This window comes from Pseudoalteromonas sp. PAB 2.2 (genome assembly GCF_001938575.1).
GTDB lineage: Bacteria > Pseudomonadota > Gammaproteobacteria > Enterobacterales > Alteromonadaceae > Pseudoalteromonas > Pseudoalteromonas lipolytica.
Map to the genome: position 1 here is coordinate 72,506 of NZ_LYPI01000007.1, position 24,881 is coordinate 97,386.

18 protein-coding genes are annotated in these 24,881 nt (G+C 36.3%); 14 read left to right on the forward strand and 4 right to left on the reverse strand.

Translation table 11 applies throughout. The features are described 5' to 3' along the window. Positions 1 to 4: 4 nt before the first annotated feature. The 12 genes from BWD47_RS00795 (at position 5) to BWD47_RS00855 (ending at position 20,140) form a co-directional block, all read left to right on the forward strand. Positions 5 to 1,168, forward strand: coding sequence for a GTPase (locus BWD47_RS00795; RefSeq protein WP_074988551.1), 1,164 nt, complete (start codon positions 5 to 7; stop codon positions 1,166 to 1,168). Between the two features lie 336 nt (positions 1,169 to 1,504). Beyond that, positions 1,505 to 1,978: a hypothetical protein gene (locus BWD47_RS00805; RefSeq protein ID WP_074988552.1), complete on the forward strand. Its 474-nt coding sequence runs from the start codon at positions 1,505 to 1,507 to the stop codon at positions 1,976 to 1,978. 287 nt (positions 1,979 to 2,265) lie between these two features. Continuing rightward, the gene (locus tag BWD47_RS00810) at positions 2,266 to 5,934 is read left to right on the forward strand and encodes a patatin-like phospholipase family protein (RefSeq protein WP_074988553.1); all 3,669 of its coding nucleotides are present in this window, start codon (positions 2,266 to 2,268) and stop codon (positions 5,932 to 5,934) included. Next, complete coding sequence (locus tag BWD47_RS00815; protein WP_075593197.1) at positions 5,934 to 7,652, forward strand: dynamin family protein; 1,719 nt, start codon at positions 5,934 to 5,936, stop codon at positions 7,650 to 7,652. The genes BWD47_RS00810 and BWD47_RS00815 overlap by 1 nt, the downstream gene beginning before the upstream one ends. 108 nt (positions 7,653 to 7,760) lie before the next feature. Beyond that, on the forward strand, positions 7,761 to 9,044 hold the full coding sequence (locus tag BWD47_RS00820) for a TerB family tellurite resistance protein (protein ID WP_074988555.1): 1,284 nt from the start codon (positions 7,761 to 7,763) through the stop codon (positions 9,042 to 9,044). Between the two features lie 121 nt (positions 9,045 to 9,165). Next, positions 9,166 to 10,380, forward strand: coding sequence for a hypothetical protein (locus tag BWD47_RS00825; RefSeq protein WP_143104560.1), 1,215 nt, complete (start codon positions 9,166 to 9,168; stop codon positions 10,378 to 10,380). Further along, positions 10,377 to 12,620 (forward strand): dynamin family protein, encoded by a 2,244-nt coding sequence (locus tag BWD47_RS00830; protein WP_074988557.1) that lies wholly within the window; start codon positions 10,377 to 10,379, stop codon positions 12,618 to 12,620. The genes BWD47_RS00825 and BWD47_RS00830 overlap by 4 nt, the downstream gene beginning before the upstream one ends. Before the next feature lie 244 nt (positions 12,621 to 12,864). Beyond that, entirely contained in the window at positions 12,865 to 13,395 is a 531-nt protein-coding gene (locus BWD47_RS00835) for a HEPN domain-containing protein (protein WP_074988558.1), read from the forward strand. An 11-nt stretch (positions 13,396 to 13,406) separates the two neighbouring features. Further along, positions 13,407 to 14,951, forward strand: coding sequence for an AAA family ATPase (locus tag BWD47_RS00840; RefSeq protein WP_074988559.1), 1,545 nt, complete (start codon positions 13,407 to 13,409; stop codon positions 14,949 to 14,951). After that, entirely contained in the window at positions 14,944 to 16,422 is a 1,479-nt protein-coding gene (locus tag BWD47_RS00845) for a VWA domain-containing protein (protein ID WP_083633604.1), read from the forward strand. The genes BWD47_RS00840 and BWD47_RS00845 overlap by 8 nt, the downstream gene beginning before the upstream one ends. Before the next feature lie 102 nt (positions 16,423 to 16,524). After that, positions 16,525 to 18,090 (forward strand): DUF262 domain-containing protein, encoded by a 1,566-nt coding sequence (locus BWD47_RS00850; RefSeq protein ID WP_074988560.1) that lies wholly within the window; start codon positions 16,525 to 16,527, stop codon positions 18,088 to 18,090. Next, positions 18,083 to 20,140 carry a DUF262 domain-containing protein gene (locus BWD47_RS00855; RefSeq protein ID WP_074988561.1) on the forward strand — a complete coding sequence of 686 codons (2,058 nt, stop codon included), beginning with the start codon at positions 18,083 to 18,085 and terminating at the stop codon, positions 20,138 to 20,140. Before BWD47_RS00850 ends, BWD47_RS00855 begins: the two co-directional genes overlap by 8 nt. 85 nt (positions 20,141 to 20,225) lie before the next feature. On the opposite strand, the gene BWD47_RS00860 is transcribed toward BWD47_RS00855, so the two are convergent. Together BWD47_RS00860 and BWD47_RS00865 are read right to left on the reverse strand one after the other, a co-directional pair. Continuing rightward, the gene (locus tag BWD47_RS00860; RefSeq protein WP_074988562.1) at positions 20,226 to 21,686 is read right to left on the reverse strand and encodes an ankyrin repeat domain-containing protein; all 1,461 of its coding nucleotides are present in this window, start codon (positions 21,684 to 21,686) and stop codon (positions 20,226 to 20,228) included. Positions 21,687 to 21,865: 179 nt separating this feature from the next. After that, a complete protein-coding gene (locus BWD47_RS00865) occupies positions 21,866 to 22,228 on the reverse strand; it encodes a hypothetical protein (protein WP_074988563.1) in 363 nt (120 codons plus the stop codon). 381 nt (positions 22,229 to 22,609) lie between these two features. On the opposite strand from BWD47_RS00865, the gene BWD47_RS00870 reads away from it, so the two are divergent. Further along, the gene (locus BWD47_RS00870) at positions 22,610 to 22,864 is read left to right on the forward strand and encodes a YfhL family 4Fe-4S dicluster ferredoxin (RefSeq protein WP_074988564.1); all 255 of its coding nucleotides are present in this window, start codon (positions 22,610 to 22,612) and stop codon (positions 22,862 to 22,864) included. Positions 22,865 to 22,928: 64 nt separating this feature from the next. On the opposite strand, the gene BWD47_RS00875 is transcribed toward BWD47_RS00870, so the two are convergent. After that, a complete protein-coding gene (locus BWD47_RS00875; RefSeq protein WP_036972356.1) occupies positions 22,929 to 23,180 on the reverse strand; it encodes a TIGR03643 family protein in 252 nt (83 codons plus the stop codon). A 45-nt stretch (positions 23,181 to 23,225) separates the two neighbouring features. Then, positions 23,226 to 24,110, reverse strand: coding sequence for a LysR family transcriptional regulator (locus BWD47_RS00880; RefSeq protein WP_074988565.1), 885 nt, complete (start codon positions 24,108 to 24,110; stop codon positions 23,226 to 23,228). A 102-nt stretch (positions 24,111 to 24,212) separates the two neighbouring features. Here BWD47_RS00880 and BWD47_RS00885 point away from each other — a divergent pair, with 102 nt between their 5' ends. Further along, positions 24,213 to 24,842, forward strand: coding sequence for an NAD(P)-dependent oxidoreductase (locus BWD47_RS00885; RefSeq protein WP_074988566.1), 630 nt, complete (start codon positions 24,213 to 24,215; stop codon positions 24,840 to 24,842). The last annotated feature ends 39 nt before the right edge of the window (positions 24,843 to 24,881 follow it).

The window sequence follows — 24,881 nt, forward strand, 5'->3', positions numbered from 1 at the left end:
GAGCATGGAAAATTATAATGAGAAAAGCATCGATGAAAAAGTAGATGAGATGTATCTTGAGTGGAAAGTTAAGCTTGAATCTCCGCTAAATGTATTGGTATTAGGTAAGGTGAGTGCCGGGAAAAGCTCCTTTTTAAATGCATTTTTTGATAGAGAAATGGACGACGTTTTATTCGAGGTAAATGCGAAGTCTGGCGAGACCACCAAGGTAAAGTTTGAAAAGTTAGGTGAGAATATCTCTATAGCAGATACTCCTGGTTTAGATGATATTAAAAGTGAAAATTCAGCTGAAACTTTAAAAATGCTAGATGAAGGGGTAGATGTTGGTATTTTAGTCCTTTCAGGTTCAGCAGATAAATCTCAGAAGGGGCATTACGATGATTTACTTAAGAACTCATCGGAAGTTTTTATTGTTTTAAATAAAGCAGACAACTTTTCTAAAGAAAACTTACCTCATGTGATTGAACAATGGAAAGAGCAACTAGGTCTTTCAAGTGAACAAAAAATATACCCTGTAGTATCTCGTGGTTATGATCCTAAAGATAAAGAAACATTTAGGGGACAAGAGTACGATATAGAGGTCGATAATTATGGTCGCCCTAAAACTTTACAAGGAATTGATGCAGTAAGGGATGATGTTTTAGATTTTTTAGCAAAGAAAGGCAAAGACCTATTACTTGCGAAGGAATTGAAAGATAAAAGCAAAAAGGCTCTAGCAATCATTTCAACGGCTACGGCTTCAGGAGCAGGTGCTGCATTTATTCCAGGTAGTGCTGCGTACCTTATTGGGATTCAAGTGGTAGCTATTGGCTCTTTGGGCTATTTATATACTGGCGAGATAATAAGCAAATCAAATGCAATTTCACTTATTGGAACGTTTGCTGCTGAGCAGGTTGGAATGAATTTGTTCCTTTTAACTAAATCATTCCTTCCGCCAACTGGAGTTATCGATCTTGCCGCCGCAGTGATAGCAGCTAGTGTCACTGCAGCAATGTTATCTGCGGTCGCTTATTTATTAAGTCATGAAATTGATTTTGATGATAAAGAGCAATTACTGTCAGTATTCAATGAAATCAGAGCTACATTACAGAAAGAAACAAAATCAGCTAATAAAGAAGATTTGCTAAAAGGTGAATTTTGGATAAGTCTAATTAAAAAAATAATTTAATTTTAGTTGTTAAGCATTTAGCAGTATGAGAATGGTGCTGCTAAATGCTGAGAAATACCACACTGATAATAATTATATTGCCTTTTTATCTCACAAAAGTAATTTATATGCCAAAAAAGCCACAGCCATTTAAGCAAGTTTGCAAAGATTGTAATTGGAATGAGATAGTTGCTCCGAAGTCGGATGCTTTACTCGAAAATACAATTAAAAAGGTTTGTCCAAAGTGTCAATCTGTGCGCATTGAACTCCTAGACTTAAGTGTACTTGAGAGTATAAAACTAGTATTCAAATAATAGTAGGTGATATGACTAGTTTGTTACTGGAGGATAAACATTAATGGCTGCAGTGGTTATTTTTATAGCAGTTCTAATCGCTTTTGGTTTGATGCCAAAAAAATCTAGGGTTTTAAATTTTGCCCTCATCATTAGTTTTATTCTTTTTTTGTTGTATTTGGAGTTTGGTACTAATGGCAAAATTTCATTTAATGAGTTTAAAGGGTTTGTAACATTTATAACGCTTATTGTGGGCCTATTTTTATTATCAAGTTTGCTAGCAGTTGTAAGGCTATGCTCCGAAACAGAGTTATTATATAAAAAGCGAAAAGCAAAGCTTCTAAGCTTTTTGGTTAAGTGGGGTGTGATTTACGTTATTTTCAACTTCTCTTTAAGAGCTTTTTTATATTATGTTTTAGGTGTTGACTGGAATTCAACTTGGGTCATTACAAAGGTTTACGGTTCCATGACCTTTATCCTTTGCTTAGCAATTTATTTTATTTGGTTTAGAGGCAATAAAAAACCAACTACGGATTGATTCGTGTACTTAAGCTTTACTTATGTAGTGCGTATGAGTATGTAAATTTTTTGTTTGTAGCTAGACGAGAGCTAATCGATGTTATTTAGTTTGCACGTGCTCGTTTTAAAATGCTTAAAGAGTTATTGCAAGCTTGTAAAAGTAAAAGCTAGAGGTAATGTAGTAATAATTATTTAAACCTTAAAGATATGAGAGTCATTGAGGTGAGCGCTTTTGAACGCTCGAATATTTAAGAAAAAATTTATTAATTCTTAATCGGTATCTGTACTTAAATTAAAAGGACTTAAATGACAAAGCTAGGTTTGGTTTTTTCAGGTGGTGGCGGTAAAGGCGCCTATCAAATAGGTGTATGGAAGGCACTGAATGAGTTTGGTATAGCCAAAAACGTGGAAGCAGTTGCAGGTACTTCTGTTGGTGGTTTAAATGCTGCTTTATTTACTGCTGGTGATTACAGCTCTGCTGAGCAACTATGGCTTGATATTGCACCAAGTAAGGTATTAACACTTAAAACAGAAGATATTGCCTTGGCTGTTTCTAAGTTCGCGATTGGAGCTTATTTACCGGGTGTTGCACCAAAAGCATTAATGACGCTTAGCTCTTTAATCGGTGGTGCAGGTGCGTTTTCACAAGATGGACTTGCTGAACTTATCTACCAAAGTAATGTTTGCAACGCTATTGATAATGATAATTTGCCACTGCATTTATGTGCATTAACCGCTAAAAATGGCGAGCTAGTTTATCCTCAATTAAATACATTAAGCGCTGAAGACAAACAGAAGTGGCTACTGGCAACATCTGCAATCCCGGCTGTTTTTAAAGCAGTTGAAATAGATAGTACAAATTATGTTGATGGTGGCGTACTTCCTTCATATAGCAACAATACACCTTATAAACCACTAGTTGAACAGCATAACTGTACTCATATTATAAATATTTATTTAGATCGCCAAGCTGATACTATTACTGCAAGTAAACAATATTCAGCGGTTAATTTTTGGAACATAGTCCCGTCACAAGCTTTCGCAGGCTTAATCGAACCACTTAATTTTACCAAAGAAAATGCAGCTAACCTTATTGAGTTGGGTTATAGCGATACTGCCAAAATCCTTAAGCAGTTTAAACCCTTTATGGATGATGAAGCTCGCTTTATGCAGGCTGCTTTTGAGTTTGCGGCCTCAAACAAACAATTCAATGATCAGATATTAGTAAACCAACAGTTGCGTGATGAAAGAGCTTTAGATTCAAAGCAGCTTACACCTCCAGATTCATTAGACGATGTATTAAACGAATTTGCCCATACGTTAAATCAGCAAGAAAGAGATATAGCAAATCAAAATGTTGATAGCTTGATAGACGAATTTGCTGATAACTCTAATGAATTACTTGAACAGGCCTTTAATACCATTACTACACTTGCTTCTACCGAAGGGCGTATAAACGCGCAGTTAGAGCAAAGCCATGTAAGTCGGTTGCTCGGCTCTGTCACTGGTAGCAATGCCAAGTTACAAGCAGGTATCAACTATGATTTTAATCGCGCTATTTATTCAAGCCAATTACTAATTCAAAAGCTTAATCATAAACAAGCGCTAACAATGGAAGCAATGGTGTCGCTTGCGAATAAAACAAACTACCTGATGAACCATGTTAATGTGTTATATGGTAGCGTTAAAAAGCTTGAACAAAATGTTTTTCAATCGGTTGCTTTAATGAAGCAAGGAATAGAAGCATTAGCACATCAATGTGACGTTAGATTTAACCAACTTGAAAATAGAATTGAGAACCTAGAACGTAGTCAATTAGTAAACAATTGGTACAACAATACTAAATCAAAGTGCATCAGTTTAAATACACTGCCGCCAAGTGAATTATTAATTAGTGTAACCCTTGGATTTTATAATGATTTAGGGCGCGATTGGTCTAACAGTGAACTTAGTTGCTACACAAATTTATTGCATGATATTGGCTTACATAGAACATTATTAACGCCGTGCAGCTTATTTAACCCAAGCTCAGCTAAGTTATTTTTAAAAAACATAGAAGCAAGTGCTATTTTACCTGTGGACCCTAAACACCAGCAGTTTCACCCTTTATTAAAAGGGCTGCAAATAACAAGTGATGCACAAAACGACGCAACCGCTGAAGAAGTGAATCAAACTGTTGAGCAACAACTCGGTTTAGCACTCAATAATGAATTGAGTGGTTACGAGCTAGGATTAGAGCTATTACATAGTCTAAAATGTAATGATAAAAGACAGCCTGCTTACTCAAATACGCAAAATATAAATTTACTCACTGCGAATGAGCTTTCAACCATGCAAGCTCAATTGTTAGGTCAAATTACGACATACAATACCGTTAATAATGATATTTTAAACAATAAAAATATCAAAGATGATTTAGCCTTTTTACGAAAGCAAATTGAACAATTTAAAGTTATCGTGCCCGTAATTGGCCAGTTCTCAGCAGGCAAAAGTTCACTGCTTAATAATTACTTAGGGCAAGACTATCTTAAATGCGATATAACCCCTGAAACCTCGATTGCTACTGAGCTAAGCTATAGCGAAGAGGAATATATAATAATTAATTATATTGATAATAGACAGGGGGAGCGTAAAGCATTAAGCGAGTTGCAAAACTTAAAAGTTGACGCGAATATATACTACATTCAGGTTTTTATTAATAACCAAAAGCTTAAAAATCGCCCTAACTTAATACTGGTTGATATGCCGGGTTTTGCATCAAATAATGCCGGCCACTCCAAGGCGATCGCTTGCTACTTGGAGCGTGGTGATTATTTTATAAACTTAATACCCTCAGAAAAACCCTTTGATGCAACGGCTATTGACCAGCTGAAAGAAATTAACTTTAATTATAAAAAAGATATTGCTCACATTGTGTCTAAATCAGAGCGGTTAACAAGTAGTAAGCTATTAGAGGTTAAGAGTCAGTTACAAACCTATCTGGCCGAAGCTTTAGTGAGTGACATTACTATTGGTAATATCGAAAATATTGGGAAGAACAAAAGCATAATTGATTTTGAAAATGCAGTCGACACTGCATTAAATCAGTTTGATACACTGCTTTGTATGCGTTATTCACAGCAAATAGCTAAGCTAGCAAAGCAAATAAGCAGCTCTATAAATAGCTTAAAAAAATCTAGCCAGTCAAATGAAACCCAATTACAAGAAAAAATAAATAAGTCCCAAAGTGCATTTAGCTCGGTAGAAAAAAAGCTACAAGCGTCACTTAAAGATCTTGAATATAACCTATGTAGCTTGGGAAAAGAGGAGTTAATTCAACGCTCTCAACATGTTTTAGGCTCATCGGTATCAGTTTTAGTCAGTGTGGCAAAATCAAATCAAGTATCACAAAAAATAAATGACTTATTAAGGCCCGTATTACAACAAGGTGTTGATAACTTAGTAAAGCAAGAATTACAAAAGTTAGATAAAAAACTCGATATCATAAGCGAGCAACAACATAGCGATATACAAATTACACTTAATATACCCGCAGAACAAAAAGAAGCTTTTTCAGCAACGTATGCAGCGGTAGCAGCAGGAGTCGCTACCGTTATATTAGGCCCTTTAGGTGGTATTGTCTCTGGTATTATAGGTGGCTTACTGGGCCGAAAAGATAACGCAGAAGAACGCGAGCAACAAATAGAGTCACAAGTGCGTGAGCAAGTTATTCCTCAGGCCGTAAATATGGTTGTAGAACATTGCACACAACAGCTCAATACGGCGGTATCAAAAATCAAAAAAGCTGTTTTAAGCTCATTTGAGCAAGAGCAAATCGACTTCAACCAGAGTATTGAGCACCTCAAACAACGATTGCGGCAAAGCGAAGAAGCGTTTAATGAGCAGCAGTTAAAGTTCGATAATGCTTTAATTCAAATTCAGCAAACTCATCAACCCGCACAAATAAAAACCAATGCTATAAAGGAAGGTAGCTAGTGAGTACTGATTTAGATTTTGACAGTTTAATGAACGGCCACATTGATACAAATAATAATGAAAATAGTAGTGTAAGTAGAAATGCAAATGAGCAATCAGGTCAAACTCATGCGTCCTCTCAAAACACAAGAGCAGAAGGGGTTAATCAGTACCTATACGAAAGCGAAAAAGGGTTAAGCTTATGCGCTCAATTAATTGCTAATGGCGATAGTAATACACCAGTTGCCCGTTTATTAGCCGAAATTAAACACACGATTGAGCATGACTTCTTACTGCTTGCTAAACAAGACGACAATACTACGGGGGCTTATACGTATGCTCAATTGTTACTGCTTGAAAAAAAGTTAAATGAAATTGCTGCTTTTCCACATCTCGAAAAATATTATACCGTTGCAGTTGGAGGATCATTTAGTGCAGGTAAATCGCGCTTTTTAAACTCTGTGTTAGGATGCCCCTCGTTGTTGCCAACAGACACAACGCCCACTACATCTATTCCTACTTATTTGTCGTTGGGTGAGCACAATGCAATAAGTGCGCTTAATTTCTATCGTAAAAAAACAGTAATAGATGAAGAAGCTTTAAAAGCTATATGTCATGCATTTAATGAGCGTTTTGGTGTAACTTTTAGCCATTTACTACAGCTAATATCAGTTGAACGAGAAGACTTCAAATACCCTAATCTTGTGTTTTTAGATACCCCTGGTTATAGCAAAGCCGATGATATAGTTAACACACAAAACAATACCGACGAAAACATTGCTCGGGAGCATTTGCGCAGTGCAGACTATTTAATTTGGTTGGTCGATCAACAAAATGGCACTGTGCCGCAGCAGGATATTGAGTTTTTAAAAAGCCTAGAGCTAACTCAGCCTGTACTAGTGGTGATTAGTAAAGCGGATAAAAAACCAGAATCGCAAATACAACAAATTATTAATACAGCAAAACAAGATTTACAACGAGCCGAAATTAATTTTTTAGACGTAATAGGGTACTCAGCCCAGTTAAATAAAGAGTTTTCAAGCTCCAAAACCGTACTAACTGATTTATTACAAACAGTGAGTAAAGGTAAAAATGGCTCAGTTGTTTCATGGCAAGCAGCAAAAATATTCAATAGCTATATAAATTTTTATGAGTCTAGTCGTCAAATTCTTAGCTTAACAAATGGCACGATTAAAGAGCTTATTTTTGCTGAAACTATATCCGATAAGAACAAACAACACTTAGACGATATAAATAATAAAACAAAAGCACAGTTGAATGCATTAGCCACACAAAAGCAAGTTGCCCTTAAAATTCAGCAACAATTACAAAAGCAAATAACGCAGTTATGTGAGTTGCTCAATGTAAAAACAACCATGCAGCCGAGCTCTGTCGCATTGAGTTCAAGTAATACGACTTGCTCTCTTGGTAACGATAATGTACCCCAACAGTCATTAGTATTTGAAGCGCTCGTGCAAGGCAGTATTAAACAATTGTCGGCTATTGCTGATATAACCGCGTTGCAAGGGCGAGTAATTAAGTTAAGTGCAGTGGGCGTGCACATTAAAATAGATGAGAAAGTACAAACTGATTTCGACATCATAATTACTAGACAAAAAATAAAAGCTCAGCTGGGTGCTGCCATGATTGGTGATTATTTTAGCGAAGGCCTGCGTGTGATAGTTCACATAGTAAACGAGAAAAAAGCGAGCATTACAGTCGATATAGCTTCGGCATAGCTTTTAATAATAAAATATAAATTTATATACATATTAAAGACTTAACAACAAATACGTGTTAATGAAATTAAATTAGTAACACAGTTATTTAATAAAAAAGGAAGTAAGATGGATTTTGATATTTTAGACGTTATAAATGAGGCAACAAAAGAAGCTGATGCATTTGAAGGTCATCCAGCGGCTGATTTTACCATTGAAGAGAAATTATTATATTTAAATGGTTTAGCACTTGTTATGAATGCAGACGGCCATATTGATGACACTGAAAAAGAATATATTCGCATACTTATAAAATCAATGAACCTGGATGAGTCAACACTTGATGACATGGTAACGTTTGCTAAGGCCCCAGACAAAGACACCATCCAAGCTTTTTTCCGCACTTTTCGCCGTCGCCCGGTTGCGCAGTTGTTTTTATTCGACGCACTCATGATGACCCGCCGCGATGGCAAAGTAGAAGACAAAGAAAAGGCCGTTGTAGACAAAATAGCCGACCAGCTTGAAATACTAAAAGGCACTCAACAAGATATATTCGATTTATTTTGCCATATTAAAAACCGCAACTGGCAAGAAAGCGCATTGTATTTCAGTTCCCATTTATTGAATCCCGATCACTTTAAACATCTGCTAGCCTATCATGAAGTTGAGTTTGATGCGTTAATGACAGAAACCGCTGAGATAAGAAGTAATAGATTATTGGATATAATGAAATCTAAGCTCGTTGATTCTTTAGAGTGGGGGACTTTTGCATGTGAGGGGACACCTCAAAAGGCTTCATTAATTACGAAAGAGCCTATTACTTTATTAAAAGCTATTGCTAGCTCTATATCATGTTCTATTGTAATGCCATGGCTTCAAAGAATGTTAGATCGAGGGGAGTTGAGGGTTACAAAAGAAACGGTCTATCTTGTTCAAGAGCCTGAAGAAAAAGTACTATTTGAGTTTTCTAATTCATTTTTTAAATACGAACAAGAAGCTAATGCTTTTTATCTAGGCTCCCTTGACTATGCTCAGAAAAGCATCGGTTCTGGAGAGATATTACATGCTTTTCTAAGGTATACGAATCTTAACTACTTAATTGAGCAAAATGATTTAAATAATTTATTAATTTTAACTGACTCAATAGATGTTGCCGTTTCTAATGCAGGTCACTTACCAACATGTGATGGAGTTCAAGTATCGGCTATTACTTCAGGACATTATTTTGCTAATCAGGGCCACCCTAATGCTATAAATGAAATAAAGGGCGACCAAGTAGAAATTAGATACTGTAATCATTGTTCTGGAGGGCATGGAACACAATCAGGTATCTGCGACGATAAAGATAGGAGGTTTACTAAAATTACTTTGTCAGAGATGTTAACAGAACATGGCTTTTATTTAGTTAAATAACATATTTGGACATTGATAATGACTGACTTAGACATGCTTGCAACTTTTATGGAAGCGACAAAAGTGCCAACTGCTTTTGAAAACCACCCAATTGCGCAACAAGGGATTGAAGGGCAGTTTAGTGATGAATGTAGATAATAACATTCATGAAACTGAGGTTGAGTATTTGCAAATTCTAATAAACTCTTTTTCACTCGATAATTCTGTTTTAGATGATGTGGTTGATTTTGCTAAAGCGCCAGACAAAGCAACTATTCAAGCATTTGTTACTTATTATCAGCGTAAACCATTAGCACAATTGTTTTTATTTGATGCGCTAATGATGACCCGACGTGATAATCAAGTGCACGAAAAAGAAATGCCTTTAGTAAACGCAATGGCAACCCAGCTTGAAATACTAAAAGGCACTCAACAAGATATTTTTGATTTATTCTGCCATATTAAAAACCGTAACTGGCAAGAAAGTGCATTATATTTCAGCTCACATTTATTAACCCCCGATTACTTTAAACACTTACTCGCCTATCATGAAGTTGAATATAAAGCGTTAATGGCAGAAACCGCTGAGATAAGAAGAAATAGATTAATTGAAGTAATAAAGAAAAAAGTTAACCTAGATGATTTAGAGTGGGAAGAGCTTAATTATACAAAGGGAAATTATAAAATAAAGTATGAAATTACAACTAATTTTATTCCAAATTTATTAACCCATGAATTACTCCTGCCATTTTTACAAATAAAGCTTGAACGTCACGAACTACGTATATCGAACAATGATATTTATATAGTAAAAAACGCAGAAGAATTACTTTATGCCAACTTGTCAGATCTATTGTTAGTCTATGATAGTGAACGTAATACGTTGAGCGTAAAAGCAGAGTACATATCAGGTGATAATATTGTTGTCTCGAGCGAGCTTTCTAAAGATTTCTTTGATTTAATTCTTCACCCTCTACACTCAAACAATTCTAACGAAAGTAAGTCTTATGATGAACTTAATGTCATTCTCGGGAGTATTTTTTCTGCTGAAATAGCTCAAGCAGAGGATTACGCTCTGAAACAATCATATTTATCGGGTATCAATGGTGCAAGATTATGGGCAGCTTCCTTAAAAAATATACAAACGGAAGAGAAAATATTCTTCCCTTACAGCAGTAACTATTTTTTACAGAATGAAATAGTACTAGGTTTGGATGATCAGCTTTATATAAATACAGGTTGTGTGGGGGAGGTATTAATGAGTGATATTAATTATTTATGTGATTTATCTCCTTGGGAAGTTTTAGTCTCAGGCCAATTTAGATTAATGAGGCCAATAAAAGGAAGTAAAAAATGATTGAAGAGCAATCATTAAGTTTATTAAAAATAAGTAAAGGTTACGAGCTGTATCGTAGCTCAGTAGATGAGAAATTACTGGCTGAATTACAGGTACTGGCTAGTAATTTTAAAAACGACGCACTACAGACACAGAATGAAAATAGGTTGTTGCGTATTGGTATAATTGGCCAAATAAAACGAGGTAAATCTTCGTTTTTAAATAGTTTGTTATTTAATGGCCAAGACGTACTCCCAAAAGCAGCAACACCGATGACGGCTGCGCTAACTAAAATTTGTTATGCTCAACAGCCAAAAGCACTGGTTGAGTTTTATAGCAAAAATGAGTGGAATAAAGTTAAAAACTTAGCGGATAAAGCATTCACTAAACAAGCAAGTTACGAAAACGCATTGCTAGAATACCAAGCCAATAAGGCAATATCGCAAAAGCAGGGCGTTTTTATTTCTTCACCCGCTAAGCCTGTTATATCTGATGAAGAAAAAGCCAGTATTGAGCTTTTAAATATGGTTAAAAGTTCAGGACTAAACGTTGCGCAGTATTTAGATACAACCATATCGCTTGATGAAGTAAATAATAATGATGAATTAGTCGATAAACTAAATAACTATGTGGGAGCCAGCGGCGAGTTTACACCAATAGTAAAAAGCACTGAGCTGCATTTGAATATTGAGTCTTTACGCGATATTGAGGTGGTTGATACACCGGGAATGAACGACCCTATAATCTCCCGTGGTAGGCGTACACAAGAGTTTATAGGTCAATGTGACGTTGTATTTGTACTCAGCAATAGCGGCCAATTTTTAGACCAATCAGATATGAGCTTGCTGGCGCAAAATATTCCCAATAAAGGTATTGAAGATATTGTACTAATTGGTTCACTGTTTGATGGGGCCTTATTGGATGAGTACCATAAGTACCCGTCTATTCAAGAGGCGTTACCGGCTATTACTACAAAACTTAATAATCAGGCCAAGAGTAATGTAGATAAGGTATGTAATGAATTTTCAGCCCATCATAGTACTGAAGATGATAATAATCAAAGCCACTTAATGAGCACTTTACAAAATGCTTTGCCGCCTATATTTATTTCATCTCGCTGTTACGATTTAGCCATAAAGCCAGAGCAATCTTTAAATGAAGAAGAGTTGCATACGTTGAATCTTCTTAACGGTATGTTTGATGATTTTACATTTAATGCCAATACGTTTTCAGCAGTTGCTAACTTCACAAGAGTAACAACTAAGTTAGATACTGTTAAGGTGAAAAAAGAACAGATATTGGCAGATCGTTTTAATAACCTGCTAATAGGCTCAAAACGAGAGGTTAAACAAAAACTAACTCAAATTGCCGATGACGTAACTTATAAGCGTAAAAACTTACTTGAAGGCGACGTTGAAAGCTTAGCGAAAAAACAACAAGCAGTTGTTAAACGCATAGAGGCTGGCACAGTTAAAGTTAATATTGTTTTTGAAAAATACAGTATTCAAGCTGAAAAAACATTAACGCGATTATTAACTGACATAAATCAAGATGCGATACAGGTAAAACAAGTTCATTCGCAATCAGGCTCGCGAGAAGAAAGCTATACAACATCCCGAGAAGTGAGTGACTCATCATGGTACAACCCATTCTCATGGGGTTCAACTCGTACAGTTACGTCAACTCATTACCGCACAGTTAATTACACCTATGCAAGTGTTCATGATGCTGTGAGTAAGCTTGAGTCATTTGTTATAGAAACAAGCAAAGCACTTTATGACGTAAGTGAAAATGCAATTCAATTAAGCTTATTTAAACAGGATATAAAAGCATCAATTAGAGAGATGTTTGATTTTGGGGATGATGACTTTGACCCCGAAATGGTTTTAATGCCATTAAACAATGCAGTTGAACGAATTACGATTCCTGCAGTTAGTTTAGATCTTGATGCGCATATTAATACAATACGACAACAATTTACTGTTGAGCAAGTTGAAGGTGATGAAATAGAGCAATTGCGCAAAGAGCAAGCCAGAGTTGTTGCTCTATTACTAAATGATATTAGTGACGAACTAAAACGGTGTATTCGCTTAATATTAGAGAAGTTAGTGATTGAGAAAAATAACTTTGTTCCTAGCTTAACAAAGGATTTAGTTACAAAAGTTGAACAACTCAAACAAGATCTAATCCATAAAGAAAATGTCCTAAAAGGCTACAACGATGTGTTGCAGAATGTTAGTACTGACTTGACTGAGTTATGAACGTAACACTCAGGATACTAAAACTTATACATTTATTCTTAAGGTAATTGGTTGAAGAGGTACCTCAACTCAAGTTACATTAAAAATAAATAACAGCCAGTTCCGCGTTGTTGTTTACAAAGTTTTCAGTCTAAGCCAAGTAATATTTCGCAAGCTTGCGAATTAAAGAATGATAATCTTCTGTATATTATAAAAAAGGAATGACTAACAAGCACTCAGTTGTTAGTGATGTTTAAGGAAAAATATGACTCTTTCATTACAAAATTTTAATAGAGCTCTATCTGAAGCTGAACAGCTATTAACATGCTTTGAAACTTTAAATAACCACCCTGAATTGTGTTCGTATGATGTATTGAAAAAAGCTAGTCTGATAATGATCTTAACTGCATGGGAAACCTATGTGGAAGATGTTGTAACAGAAAGGTTTGATGACAAATTTGCTTTAATTAAAGGGTCTCAATTCGGTCGTTTTGCTGAAAAGCAATTACATGAAAGGTTGAAGTTTTTTCATAACCCAAATTCAAATAAAACTAAGAAACTATTTGAAGAATTTTTTGGGCTAGATGTTACAGAGCAGTGGAAGTGGCCGAATGTATTACCAAAAGATGCGAGGGAACAGCTCAACAAATGGATTAATAAAAGGGGAGATGCAGTGCATCGAGTACAATTTGACACTACAAAGCCTCAAATAATCAAAAAAGATGAACTAGAAAAGTGTTTGCGTTTTTTTAAAGCACTTGCACAAGCAACAGACAAAGCATTAGAACAAATTTAAAGGAATAAATAATGAGTTTACAAACAAGAATAAAAAAATTAATTGATCAAATTTCTGTTGGCATGCATGAGCGTGAGGAGATAATCCCAGTTGCATTACTTGGTGCACTAACTGGGCAAAATACATTTTTATATGGCCCACCAGGCACAGCTAAGAGTTTAATATCGCGACGTATCGCTAAAGCATTTGATAACCCGCCTTATTTTGAATATTTAATGAACCGTTTTAGTACTCCAGAAGAGGTGTTTGGGCCGGTATCGATAAAAGCGTTAAAAGAAGATCAATATACACGTAAAACTGAAAATTATTTACCGAAGGCAGAGTTTGCGTTTTTAGATGAAATTTGGAAATCGAGTCCTGCAATATTAAATAGCCTATTAACGCTTATAAATGAGGGGATTTTTAAAAATGGACAAGAGCTTGAAAAGACCCCTTTAAAGGCCTTAATTGCAGCGTCAAACGAAACACCAGAAGAAAACCAAGGTTTAGATGCTTTATACGATCGCTTTATTATCAGGTTAATGGTTGGTCCAATTGAGATAAAAGAAAACTTTGAAAGCCTAATTAGTAGCAAACCAACCCTCGCTGAAATTAAAGTAGCTGATGAGGTAGTCATTAAGAATAATGAATGGACTAGCTGGCTTAAAAAGATCGATACCGTTGAACTTTCACAAGATACGTTAACAATTATTCATTTAATAAGAAAAGAGCTGTCGGAACAATTTGAAGAGCTTGGTGTTTATGTGTCTGACAGACGTTGGCAAAAAGCCGCCCAATTGCTTAAAGCCTCGGCATTTTTTAATAACCGTATGGTTACCAATCATAGCGATACTTTATTGTTACGTTATTGTCTTTGGACAACAGAAGCAAACAGAGAAGAAGTTGAAAGAATAGTAAATACTGCTATTGAAGAGTCTGGTTTCTCTCCTGAAGTTAGCTTAGCGGAGCTTGATCGGAAGAAAGATGAGCTTGATAAAGAAATTAATGTTGAAGTTTTTTATCAAAATGATGTTTATGAAACACACAACATCAAAGGCAAAGATTATTATAAGGCGAAAATAACGTTTCGCTATAAGACCGGATATTATAATGATAATAAAGAGACTACACGTACCTTTTACATTCCAGTTTCTAAAATGAAAAGTAGAGAAGCCTTCAAACCTTTAGACTCGAATGGCAATGAGCTTACAGGTTACACGTGTACATTTGATGGTCAAGGTAGTTGCGATGTTAAAATTACAGGGCTAGAGGGGCGATATGATTCTGAGGCTCACTTCACACCTAAAATCTTATGCTCAAAAGGACAAAAAAAACAGAACGTAAATAGTCGTTTAATTGACGCTTTAAAAAATGAAGTTAAGGAACTAAAACAAACTTTGAGAATAACTTTAGAGTTATGTGAGGCTAAACAATCAGAATATATGGCTAACTTGTACTCGCCATTTGTGTCTGAGCAATCGTGTAACATTGCGCTAAATGGTATAAATCAGCAAATAAGTGATTTGAAATTAAGAATTAAAGATTGTGACCGTTTAAAAGGGCTATGCAGTGCGTAAAGTTGATGACTATATGAACAGTATGCGCGCTAATATACATGACGACTTCCAAAGCGTATTTAAGCATGCTCCAAATTTAGCATTACAAGTTGAAGAGCGATTAACAACTTGGGCCAATAAGTCCCACCGTCATTGTATTTTAGAGTTTCCTCATTATGAAGCTCAAAATGAACTGAATGTGTTTAAAACACTAGATTTTGATAGCCTAACTATAGAACAGTATGAACTAGCTCTAAATCAATACAAAGTTTTGTGTTCTAAAAGTAACGTTAATTATAACAATAATTTTTGGGATAATGACTTAGCGAGCATTAAGCATGATGCTGTCACTTTGAGTCCTAATGGTGTTATGGGTACAAGTAATTTAGTTACTTCCGTTAATTTATTGGCGAATGAGTGGGAAAAGTTACTCAGCTTACAGTATGAACAGTGGGAACTAGAGCAAATATCCCTACTAAGAAAAAAGTTCTTAAATGGCCTGATTGAAAAACTAAAACTCATTGATGAAATGCTTGGGTTACTTCGTTCTTTAGGTATCGAACCAGGCTTTTTGCTTGATCTATCTAGTGGAACTTTAAAGCTAAATAACTTATCAAGAGTTAAAAGCTTGTTGCAGCAGATATCTAATGATGAGGGAGTTAAAAGGCTCTTAGACTTGCTTGGGCGTTTAAACCAAACAGAAAAAAGCGAAAAAATTGAATCCGTTACGCATTCATTCATACAAAAATCAGCTGTAACAGATGTGAACTCTAAAGAAGAAATTATAGGTGTTAAATTAAGTAAAGATATTGAGCACGCTCTCCCTTCAGAATTAGCACTCTTGAGTGATATTGAAACATCAATCTTATTTGATCTTAAGTATGTTGAATCATCCTTGATGTGTTTTGAAATGTCTGGTCAGCAACTTGTTGATGAAGAGTTTGAAATTGAAGAAGCTCTAGCTGTAGACGAAGATGAACAAAAAGGTCCTGTTATTATATGTATCGATACTAGTGGATCAATGCAAGGTGCGCCTGAAACTGTTGCAAAAGCGGTCGCCTTTGTTATGTCACTAAAAGCACAATCAAAGAATAGAGACTGCTATATAATTAATTTTTCAACTTCAATCAATACTTTAGATCTTTCCAAAGGGTTTAGCTTGGATAAACTCACAGATTTTTTATCTATGTCGTTCCATGGTGGTACAGATGTCGGTCCTGCAATTTCTCATGCTTTGCATTTAATGACTGAAAATACTTACAACAAAGCTGATTTGCTAATTGTTTCTGATTTTGTCATGAGAAACTTACCAAAAAATCAATTAGACTCAATTTTTGAATTAAAACAATGTGGGAATAAGTTTTTCTCTTTGGTTGTTGGTGATTGTTACTTAAGTGAACGAATACGAGAAGTATTTGATCAAGAATGGATTTATAACCCTCAACACGCAAGTATCTCTGAATTAGTTGCTATTAATAGTTGGATTGATTGAGTATTTTAAGATTGCAGAAATGTGTTTTATAAGTAGTTGTTTTTTTATAAATGGATTTGCGTGACTAAGATAGACTTCTTAGTCAAGCTAATAAGGAGTTTTATGTCAGTTGAAGTCGCATCTTGTACTTTAGCGCAGTTATTCAGTGGCAAAAGTATTATTAGTTCTAGTAAAGCGGAAATTGCTGGTGAGTTAGCTATACCTGAGTATCAACGACCTTATCGTTGGGGCGAAGTACAAATAAAAAAGTTGTTGAGTGACTACCAGCTTTTTTTAAGCGATTTAGCACAAAGCGATAGTGCCTATGGGTATTACTTAGGCAGTGTAATCTTGCATCAGTCAGCAGAAAGTAGGCAGCTAAATATTATTGACGGTCAGCAACGTTTAACAACCTTAGCGTTGATTTCCTATGTGCAATATCTATCTTATACGGTTAATAACGCTAACGAAGCGAATGAATCACATAGCTTTGCTCTTAACCTAAGCTACGATTCGCCAGAATCACAACAACAAATCGTTAAAAACCTTGCTTGGTTACAGGCATACTCGACAACCAGTAATGCTAGCCAAATAGCCACTTTTGATGCCAATAAAATCAATTTAACTCTGGTTGTTACTCGTAGCGAAGACGATGCCTATCGCTTCTTTGAAACTCAGAATACTGGTGGTGTTAGGTTAAGTGGACCTGACATTATTAAAGCACATCACCTCAGAGCCATTGCGCGACAAAACCAAAATGAATTTGCTGCAAAATGGGAAGCATTAGGCGATTTAAACCCCGTTGTTGGATCATTGCTTAAAGGGCGCTATTGGCAAAAACTTTATAACCGTAATGTACCTTCTCACCGCCAGCCTAATCTAGTAAGAAGCGCTGTTGTCAATGAACTTGGCGAAAGTACGGGTAAAGGCGACGATATTGCTTTTGGGCGCTTTAAACGTACATATTTGCCAGACGGTGGACAAATAGATAAACAAGCACAGCAAGGTTATGAACTGAGACAGCCATTAAATAGCGGCATTAATACTATTCATTTTTTAAGCTACTTTGAACAATTAAGGTGTAAGTATTTAACGGGCGGAATTAATAATAAGGCTAACCATATAAAGGTTACTTCACATTCTCCAACGAATACAGAAAACACTCTAATTAGCTTTTTTCATTTTTATCAAAACCTGATCTGCCAGCTTGAGGGTTGTAGTTATGTAAAAGGGTTATACGATACAGCACTGCTTATATACATTAGCCAATTTGGCGAACAACAGTTAGACATTGCAGCGAAGAAGCTGTTCCGAGTTATCTACTCACCTCGCGTAAGCAATCAAAAAGCGGTGAGAGAAAGTTCTATATCAGCCTTTGTCCGCGATAACCCTGTACTTGACTGGATTACAGCTAGCCACACACCAGCCCTGTGTTTTGATTATTTGGACCGTTTTAGCTTTAAAGCAGACCCAGCTAATTTAGCTGTGAATAAAAATAGCGTTAAAAAACGCTTTATACATAAAGTATTAAATAACTTTGGACTAGACGTTGTTAATGGCCTTTCAGCAGAAGAGCTCGCAAACACTTACACTACAAAGTTAGATACTTACATTCTTCCTCTAGGCACAGAAAAAATGGCTATGCATCAGATTAGCAAGCGCACAAATCAAGGAGGCCAAAATGGCTAATGTATTTTTAGGTGAAGCTAATAATAAAGGAAATCAGATAACACAGCATCACGTTGAAACGCAGGTTCTTACGTTAAATTACATTCAAACGAATCAATATCAATTTAGTATACCGAGTTATCAACGTCCCTACGTTTGGCCAGATGAAGCAGTATTAAAGCTATTCAACGATATTAACGATGCTCGTTTGGCGGAAGAGCCTAATTATTTTATTGGGACAGTTCTTACCTCAGTAGAACTAGATGAAGATGGTAATGGTATTTATGAGCTAATCGATGGACAACAACGCACTACCACGCTAATGCTAATTGCGCTTGCTTTTAAAATAGCAAAAGTTGATTCAGCCATTGCAGATATAGCCGCCTTTAAAAAGCAGCCGAGACTTCAATTTACTATTCGAGATCAAGTACAGCACTTATTAGGTAGCTTAGCTGGCCTTGATGATTATGTATTTCCAGGGCTAGAAGCGATTGGTGAAAATCCATATTTAAAGCGTATATATGCAGCGTTACAAGTGTTAGAGCAACAAGTAGAAGCGCTCAAAAATGAAGATCGTATTTTATTAGGTGATTATATTTTTGAGAATGTGCAATGGGTGAATAATATAGTGCCTTCTCAAATGGACTTGAATCGTTTGTTCGCTACCATGAACACTGCTGGCATACAGCTTGAGCAGGCTGATATATTAAAATCAAAACTGCTCAAACAAGTTTCTAAAGATAAAGCTTTATTCGATGCTATGTGGTTAGCGTGTGAACACATGGAAAATTACTTTGAGCGTAATGTGCGTAAAGTCTTTCCTAACGCTCCGTGGGATAAAATTGAGTCAGAGCATTTGGCTTGCTTTAAGGAGGAGCTTTTTGTAAAAGATGAGAGTGCTAGTAAAAGATCTAGGCAGAGCTTAACCATTATGCAACTAGCAGAACAATTAAAAGCAATCACAGTAAGTGGTAGCGAAGGAAATCAAGATAATAAATCTAATATTGAGCTAGGTGATGTCGCCTACGATTTAGACACCGAAACTGTATATTGTCGTCCCATTATTGGTTTCCCATTATTACTTATCCATACTTATCGTATTTATTTGGCTAACCGAGCTGTTGAGCTAGGTGATGGCACTAATGATGTTGCTCCTCGCGTGCATGCTGACAAATTACTAGAAACCTTTGAGCCACTCATTACAGCCAGTGAAAACGAAGTTAAAGAATTTATCAAAACCTTGTGGCAAGTGCGTTATCAGTTTGATCGTTGGGTGGTTAAGTGGGTTGAGCGTGACGATAGCGATGATGAACAATTACGTTTAACTAATATTAGTCAAAGTGATTCAAATGGGAAGCGGTACATTAATCGTACTCAGAAAGAAATAAATGAATTAGTAATGCTGCAATGTGTGCGTAACTTTACCGGTGAGCGAAGTGCGCAGTATTGGATAACCCCATTTATTGCAGGTTTGATAAAAGACAATATTACTCAAGATGCACAAGCCATAGCCTTACTTGAAAATATTGATAATGACTTATCGTTGGCGACTAAGCCTGAAACTCAAAAAACAGCTAGTTTCAAGCTAGCTAAGCAACATCAGCCGGAAGTTTACTCTTGGCAGGCATACGAAAATTATTTTGCCAAACCAAGAGGAACAAGTTTTGAGCATTATTGGTTTCAAAAGCTGGAATATATTTTGTGGAAACAAGAATCTGATAGGCAGCGGCAACAATTCAAAAACTATCGTATCACGGCTAAGAATTCTGTTGAGCATGTTTACCCGCAGCATGAAGAATACCAAAATATGTTGGAGCGAGACTTTTTAGATGCATTTGGAAATTTAGTTTTATTAAGCCCTGGTGAAAACTCTTCATATAGTAATCAAGCAGTCAAGAAGAAGCTTGTCGATTTTGAAGCAAAACTTCAATACGACTCTTTAAAGTTAAAAGCCATGTTTAAAATATTAAAAGAACAAAACGATTGGCAAGAAGCTCAAATAAAAGAACACCAAAAAGACATGTTAAGTGCATTAGCAAAACATTACGATGCGGTCTCTAATATGCTCTAGCAAAGAACAAAAATGACAGTGACCGATTCGTGAGGTGGTAACTGTCAGTTCAAGTCTGAGCTAGTACAGTCCAAGTACAAATAATTCACAATGTTCTTAATGCGTTCAAATAGTTTTGACCAAGGTTTATATGTTGTGTGTATTCCTCGAAATAATATGTACCTGGTTCGTATTGTTCCTTCAGCTTTTCTACTAACCCAATATGTGACCGATAAATACTCTCAGTTGCTTCAATGACATGTTCAGGCCTTTTCTCTAATTTATTCATAATACGCTTAGCAACTTTTAGGTATGGATTATCTTTTGGTTGCTTAGTCTCGAGCATAGGGTAATAGCCATCAAGTGCTTTTAAAAGAGATATTTCTAACGCTACGTTTTCGTTCATTGAAACATCGACGGTATTATAGTCTAGTAATAGGTCTGCAACATTTAGATTTTCATTTTCTATCGCTAAAGCTAGAGGTGTATATCCACTAATACTAGTCAAATTTGGATTATGACCTCGTTTTATGAGCTGCTTTATGAGTTCAAGTTCTCCTAAAACTGCTGCGGTATGGAGTAAGGAGTAGCCCCCTCTTTTTGTGGAATCTTTTTTCATTCTATGTAAAGGATAACTTATTAGTGATCGGTTTAAATTAGACATATTGTTACCCAGCAGTTCTTGAGGGTGAAGTGTTTCGTACCCAGCGGGATTTCTGTTTGGGTTGAGTGACTCGTGTGCATAGAAATCTGCAACAGGTGACTTCAAATGTTCACTTTCAGTGAAAACGTCAAATACGGTAATTAATTTCTCTGTTGGAATATCTAATATTACTAAACTGTGTATTAGGTTAGCGTATTTAGGCATGCGTAAGAGAGCATTATTTCTTTCATTATCAGATGTAAATAAATAAGGATAGACAGTTTCCTGTCGATTAAGTTTCAGTTTGGCATTTTTGAAATAATTAAGAACCTCAACCAACTCTGAGCCTGATGTTTCTTGAATTGCTCTATAAAAATCCCAACTGTTAGCAACACTATATCCCAGTTCAGCAAGAGTTTGTGTTGCTGTAGCTTTGGTATTTTGAAGGATTACCTTGACATCGTTTTGCGTTTCTTCAACACCCAATTGAGTCGTTTTAATTCTTATGTTGTTGTCTTTAACAGTTAAATTTGTGTCTTTTACAATTTCATTCGTTTCTTTGACTAAAGAGAATATTTTATTTTGGATTTCTATAAAAATTGGCATTTTCTCAACTAAAATACCTTTACCACCTTGTTTTACATTTTTGCTAGAAAAACTGGTGCATATAAATACACTAACGCTAATTATCAGTAGGCTTACTATGAGCGGCATTTTCCAATGCTCACTCATTTTCTTTATTCGCTCGCCAATTTTAGACTCCTCAGGAACGAAGTATAATGCGATAGCTAAGCACAGAAAGACCAAGCCTGCCCATACACCAAACTTACCAATAGGAGCTAGTATGTCTTGAACAGCACCTAGGAATCCGCCGATTATTGTTATTGGCACGATTAGTTCTAAAATTTTTTTCCCTTTACTCATATGCTTACCTGATAATCCATTTTAGTAACATCATAATAAATAATTTCATTGTTGGGTAGATATGTTCAAACTAGATTATTACAGGATAAGAACTGAAGGTCGAAAACGAACTTTTGAAAAATAAATTATCTTAGTTAAATGCTTTGCTTTTACTACTCTTCAATTAGGGCTATATTTTACTAAATACTACCAAAGCAATGGTAATGAGGATCTGTAAAGAATTTGACCTTTCTATCCAACAAATAAAAATTAGCTTTTATCTTTTTAACTATATACTTTTTAAACAATTTTTTGTCTAAATAGACATACGATGTATTGAGCTTTGTATTAAAAATAACTCGGCCTCTGGGAAAGTTGTAGTAGTCACTGTTGAATAGTGTTAACCCAAACAATTGGTAAATATTATTCTCCTCCCATTCGACTTGGTGTTGCAGTGGGCTATCGATAAAACCAAGTTGATCTGCCTTTAAGTCGATAGCATTTTGAGCTTTATAGACTAATGTGTTTTCAACGAACCAAAAAATACCAACTTTGCTATTCATATAGGACTCCTAAATTTATATCTCCCGACATTACTCGGTTAAGCCCAATTTAGAACCCTTCCTCATAGCCACATTTCTGCGAAAAATTTGTTTTTTATGTGGATTTTGCTAACAACGCTGGTAGGGATAAGCCAATTCTAAATGTTATAAAACAGCTCACTAATCTCTTTACGCAATTTATGTTCGGTTGATGGCTCCTGACTAAAGTTAATCATTCAATCTTGAATGATTAGAGCGTGATGCGGGTGTAGAGCTTGATCTAGATCAAAGAATGTTTGCTCATTGCAAACTATATTACGCGGCTGCAATTTTTGTTATGTTTTGAAATTTTCGGTGAAGGTTTTAAAAGCGTAACTTCTTTATCTTCCTGTAAGGTTTGTCATGGCATTACTCATCAATAACAAATGTATTAACTGTGATATGTGTGATCCAGAATGTCCGAACGAAGCTATTTACATGGGCGCAAAGATTTATCAAATTGATCCCAATAAATGCACTGAGTGTGTCGGGCATTATGATAACCCGACCTGTGTTAGTGTGTGTCCTATTGATTGTATTAAGCCTGATCCAAATCACCGCGAGTCACTCGATGAGCTTGCTGAAAAATATGTACGGCTAACAACAGAGGCATCATAGCTAAGTCTGTTTGGCGTTTTTTAACAACGAATCGCCTTCGTACTAAACCGATATGTCTACAGGTTTACCTGTGCTTATACTGGGTCTTACAGTAACCCCTTGAGATATCGGGGTGGCGAAGTTTTAAATGTTTGGTTTGCCTGCCTGTTGCGCGTTTTCGCCAGAGTCTAAAGCTTGAGTTTGTTAGCTGCTGGCGCATTAAAGCGATCACGCTTTTTTCATTTAAGCCAAATTGTTGCTTTATTGCTTCGAACGGGGTTCTGTCTTCCCACGCCATTTCAATGATGCGTGATATTTCGTGGTCTAAGTGCTGCATTACGACTCCTTTTTGCTAGTTGTACGTGCCTGCAGCGCATTTAGATTACAAAATATCGTGATGCCACTGCTCTGCTAAAAAGTCGATAAAGGCTCGCACTACATTTTGTTGAAAATTTCGCGATAAATACACTGCCCATATATGTGAACCGACGGTTGTATACTCTGGCAGCACTTTTATAAGCTCACCGGATAACAAATGATCATTCGCTAAATCGCAGGGTAAGTGAGCAATCCCCATTCCTTGTTTAGCTGCTTTGAGTAATACGCCCATATCATTGGCGACTATGTTGCCCTTAACGGTGACCTTTTGTGTATTACCGTTACGTTGAAACTGCCACACGTTGTGTTTTTTATGGACAAGGCAATTATGCGTGGCTAAGTCATTGGGGTCGTTTATTGTATTGTGCTGTGCTAAATACGCCTTCGATGTGCATACCGCTGTTGCTATATACATAAGCTTGCGAGCAATTAACCCTTCATCAGGCTGGTGGATATAGCGCAGGGCAATATCTACGCGGTCATCAACAAGCTGCGATAGACTATCGGACAGTAATAACTCAAACCGAGTTTGTGGATGGCGCTTGGTAAATGCTTCAATGGCCTCAAACAGTTTATGTTGCCCAAGACCAATGGGAGATGCGAGTCGAATTGTACCGACTAATTCATTGTTATGACTGTGAGCACGGCTTTGTAAGTCAGACACTTGATTTAATATTTGCTGACAATAGCTTAGCGCTTCTTCGCCTTGAATAGTTAAACTGACTTTGCGCGTTGTTCGATGAAACAATCTTAAATTAAGCCACTTTTCAATATCTTGAATATGTCTTGATACTTGTAGTCGGCTTAAACCTAAGTGTTCAGCGGCCTGTGTAAAACTCCCTGTTCGCGCCACTTCGACAAAGCTTGTAATTGAATTGAGTTTATCCATTGGTATCTTAATATGAAACAATGTGTATCTATGTAGTGTATTTATCAGTAAATGGTGAACAAGTAAACTGCTGTTAATGAAACAAACAACGGAGTATTCCTCATGAAATTAGCAGTATTAGGCGCATCAGGTTGGATTGGTAGCCACATTACTTCAGAAGCATTAACACGCGGTCACCAAGTTAATGTGTTAGTAAGAGACGCAGGTAAAGTAACCCAAGATAATGTCACGGTAACTGAATTTGATTTAACAAAAGACGATATAGCAAACGCCGCAGCAGGCAGCGATGCAGTAATTGTGGCTATTGGTGGTCGTGCTCTTGGTAATCATGAGATTGTGGCTAACAGTGCTCAACAATTACTGAGAGCATTGGCTGGCACTGGCATACGTATTTTATGGGTAGGGGGCGCCGGTAGTTTAGAGGTTGCACCGGGTGTCACGTTGATTTCTAGCCCTGATTTTCCTGCTGAATATAAAGATGAAGCACGTGCACAAGGTGAAGCGCTTGAGGTGTTTAGAGCATCAGCCGCAGATACAGCTTGGACCTTTGTATCCCCTGCTGCGGTAATTTATCCTGGTGATTCAGAGGGCCCTTATCGTGTAGGAGGCGACAGCTTCTTTACTGACTCAAACGGCGAAAGCAAAATATCAGTAACCGATTATGCTAAAGCCATGCTTGATGAAGCGCAATCTGCAGCACATTTAAATCAACGTATTAGTATTGCTTACTAGGCCTTTCCTCGGGCTCATAAAATGGTATTCTTAACGTCT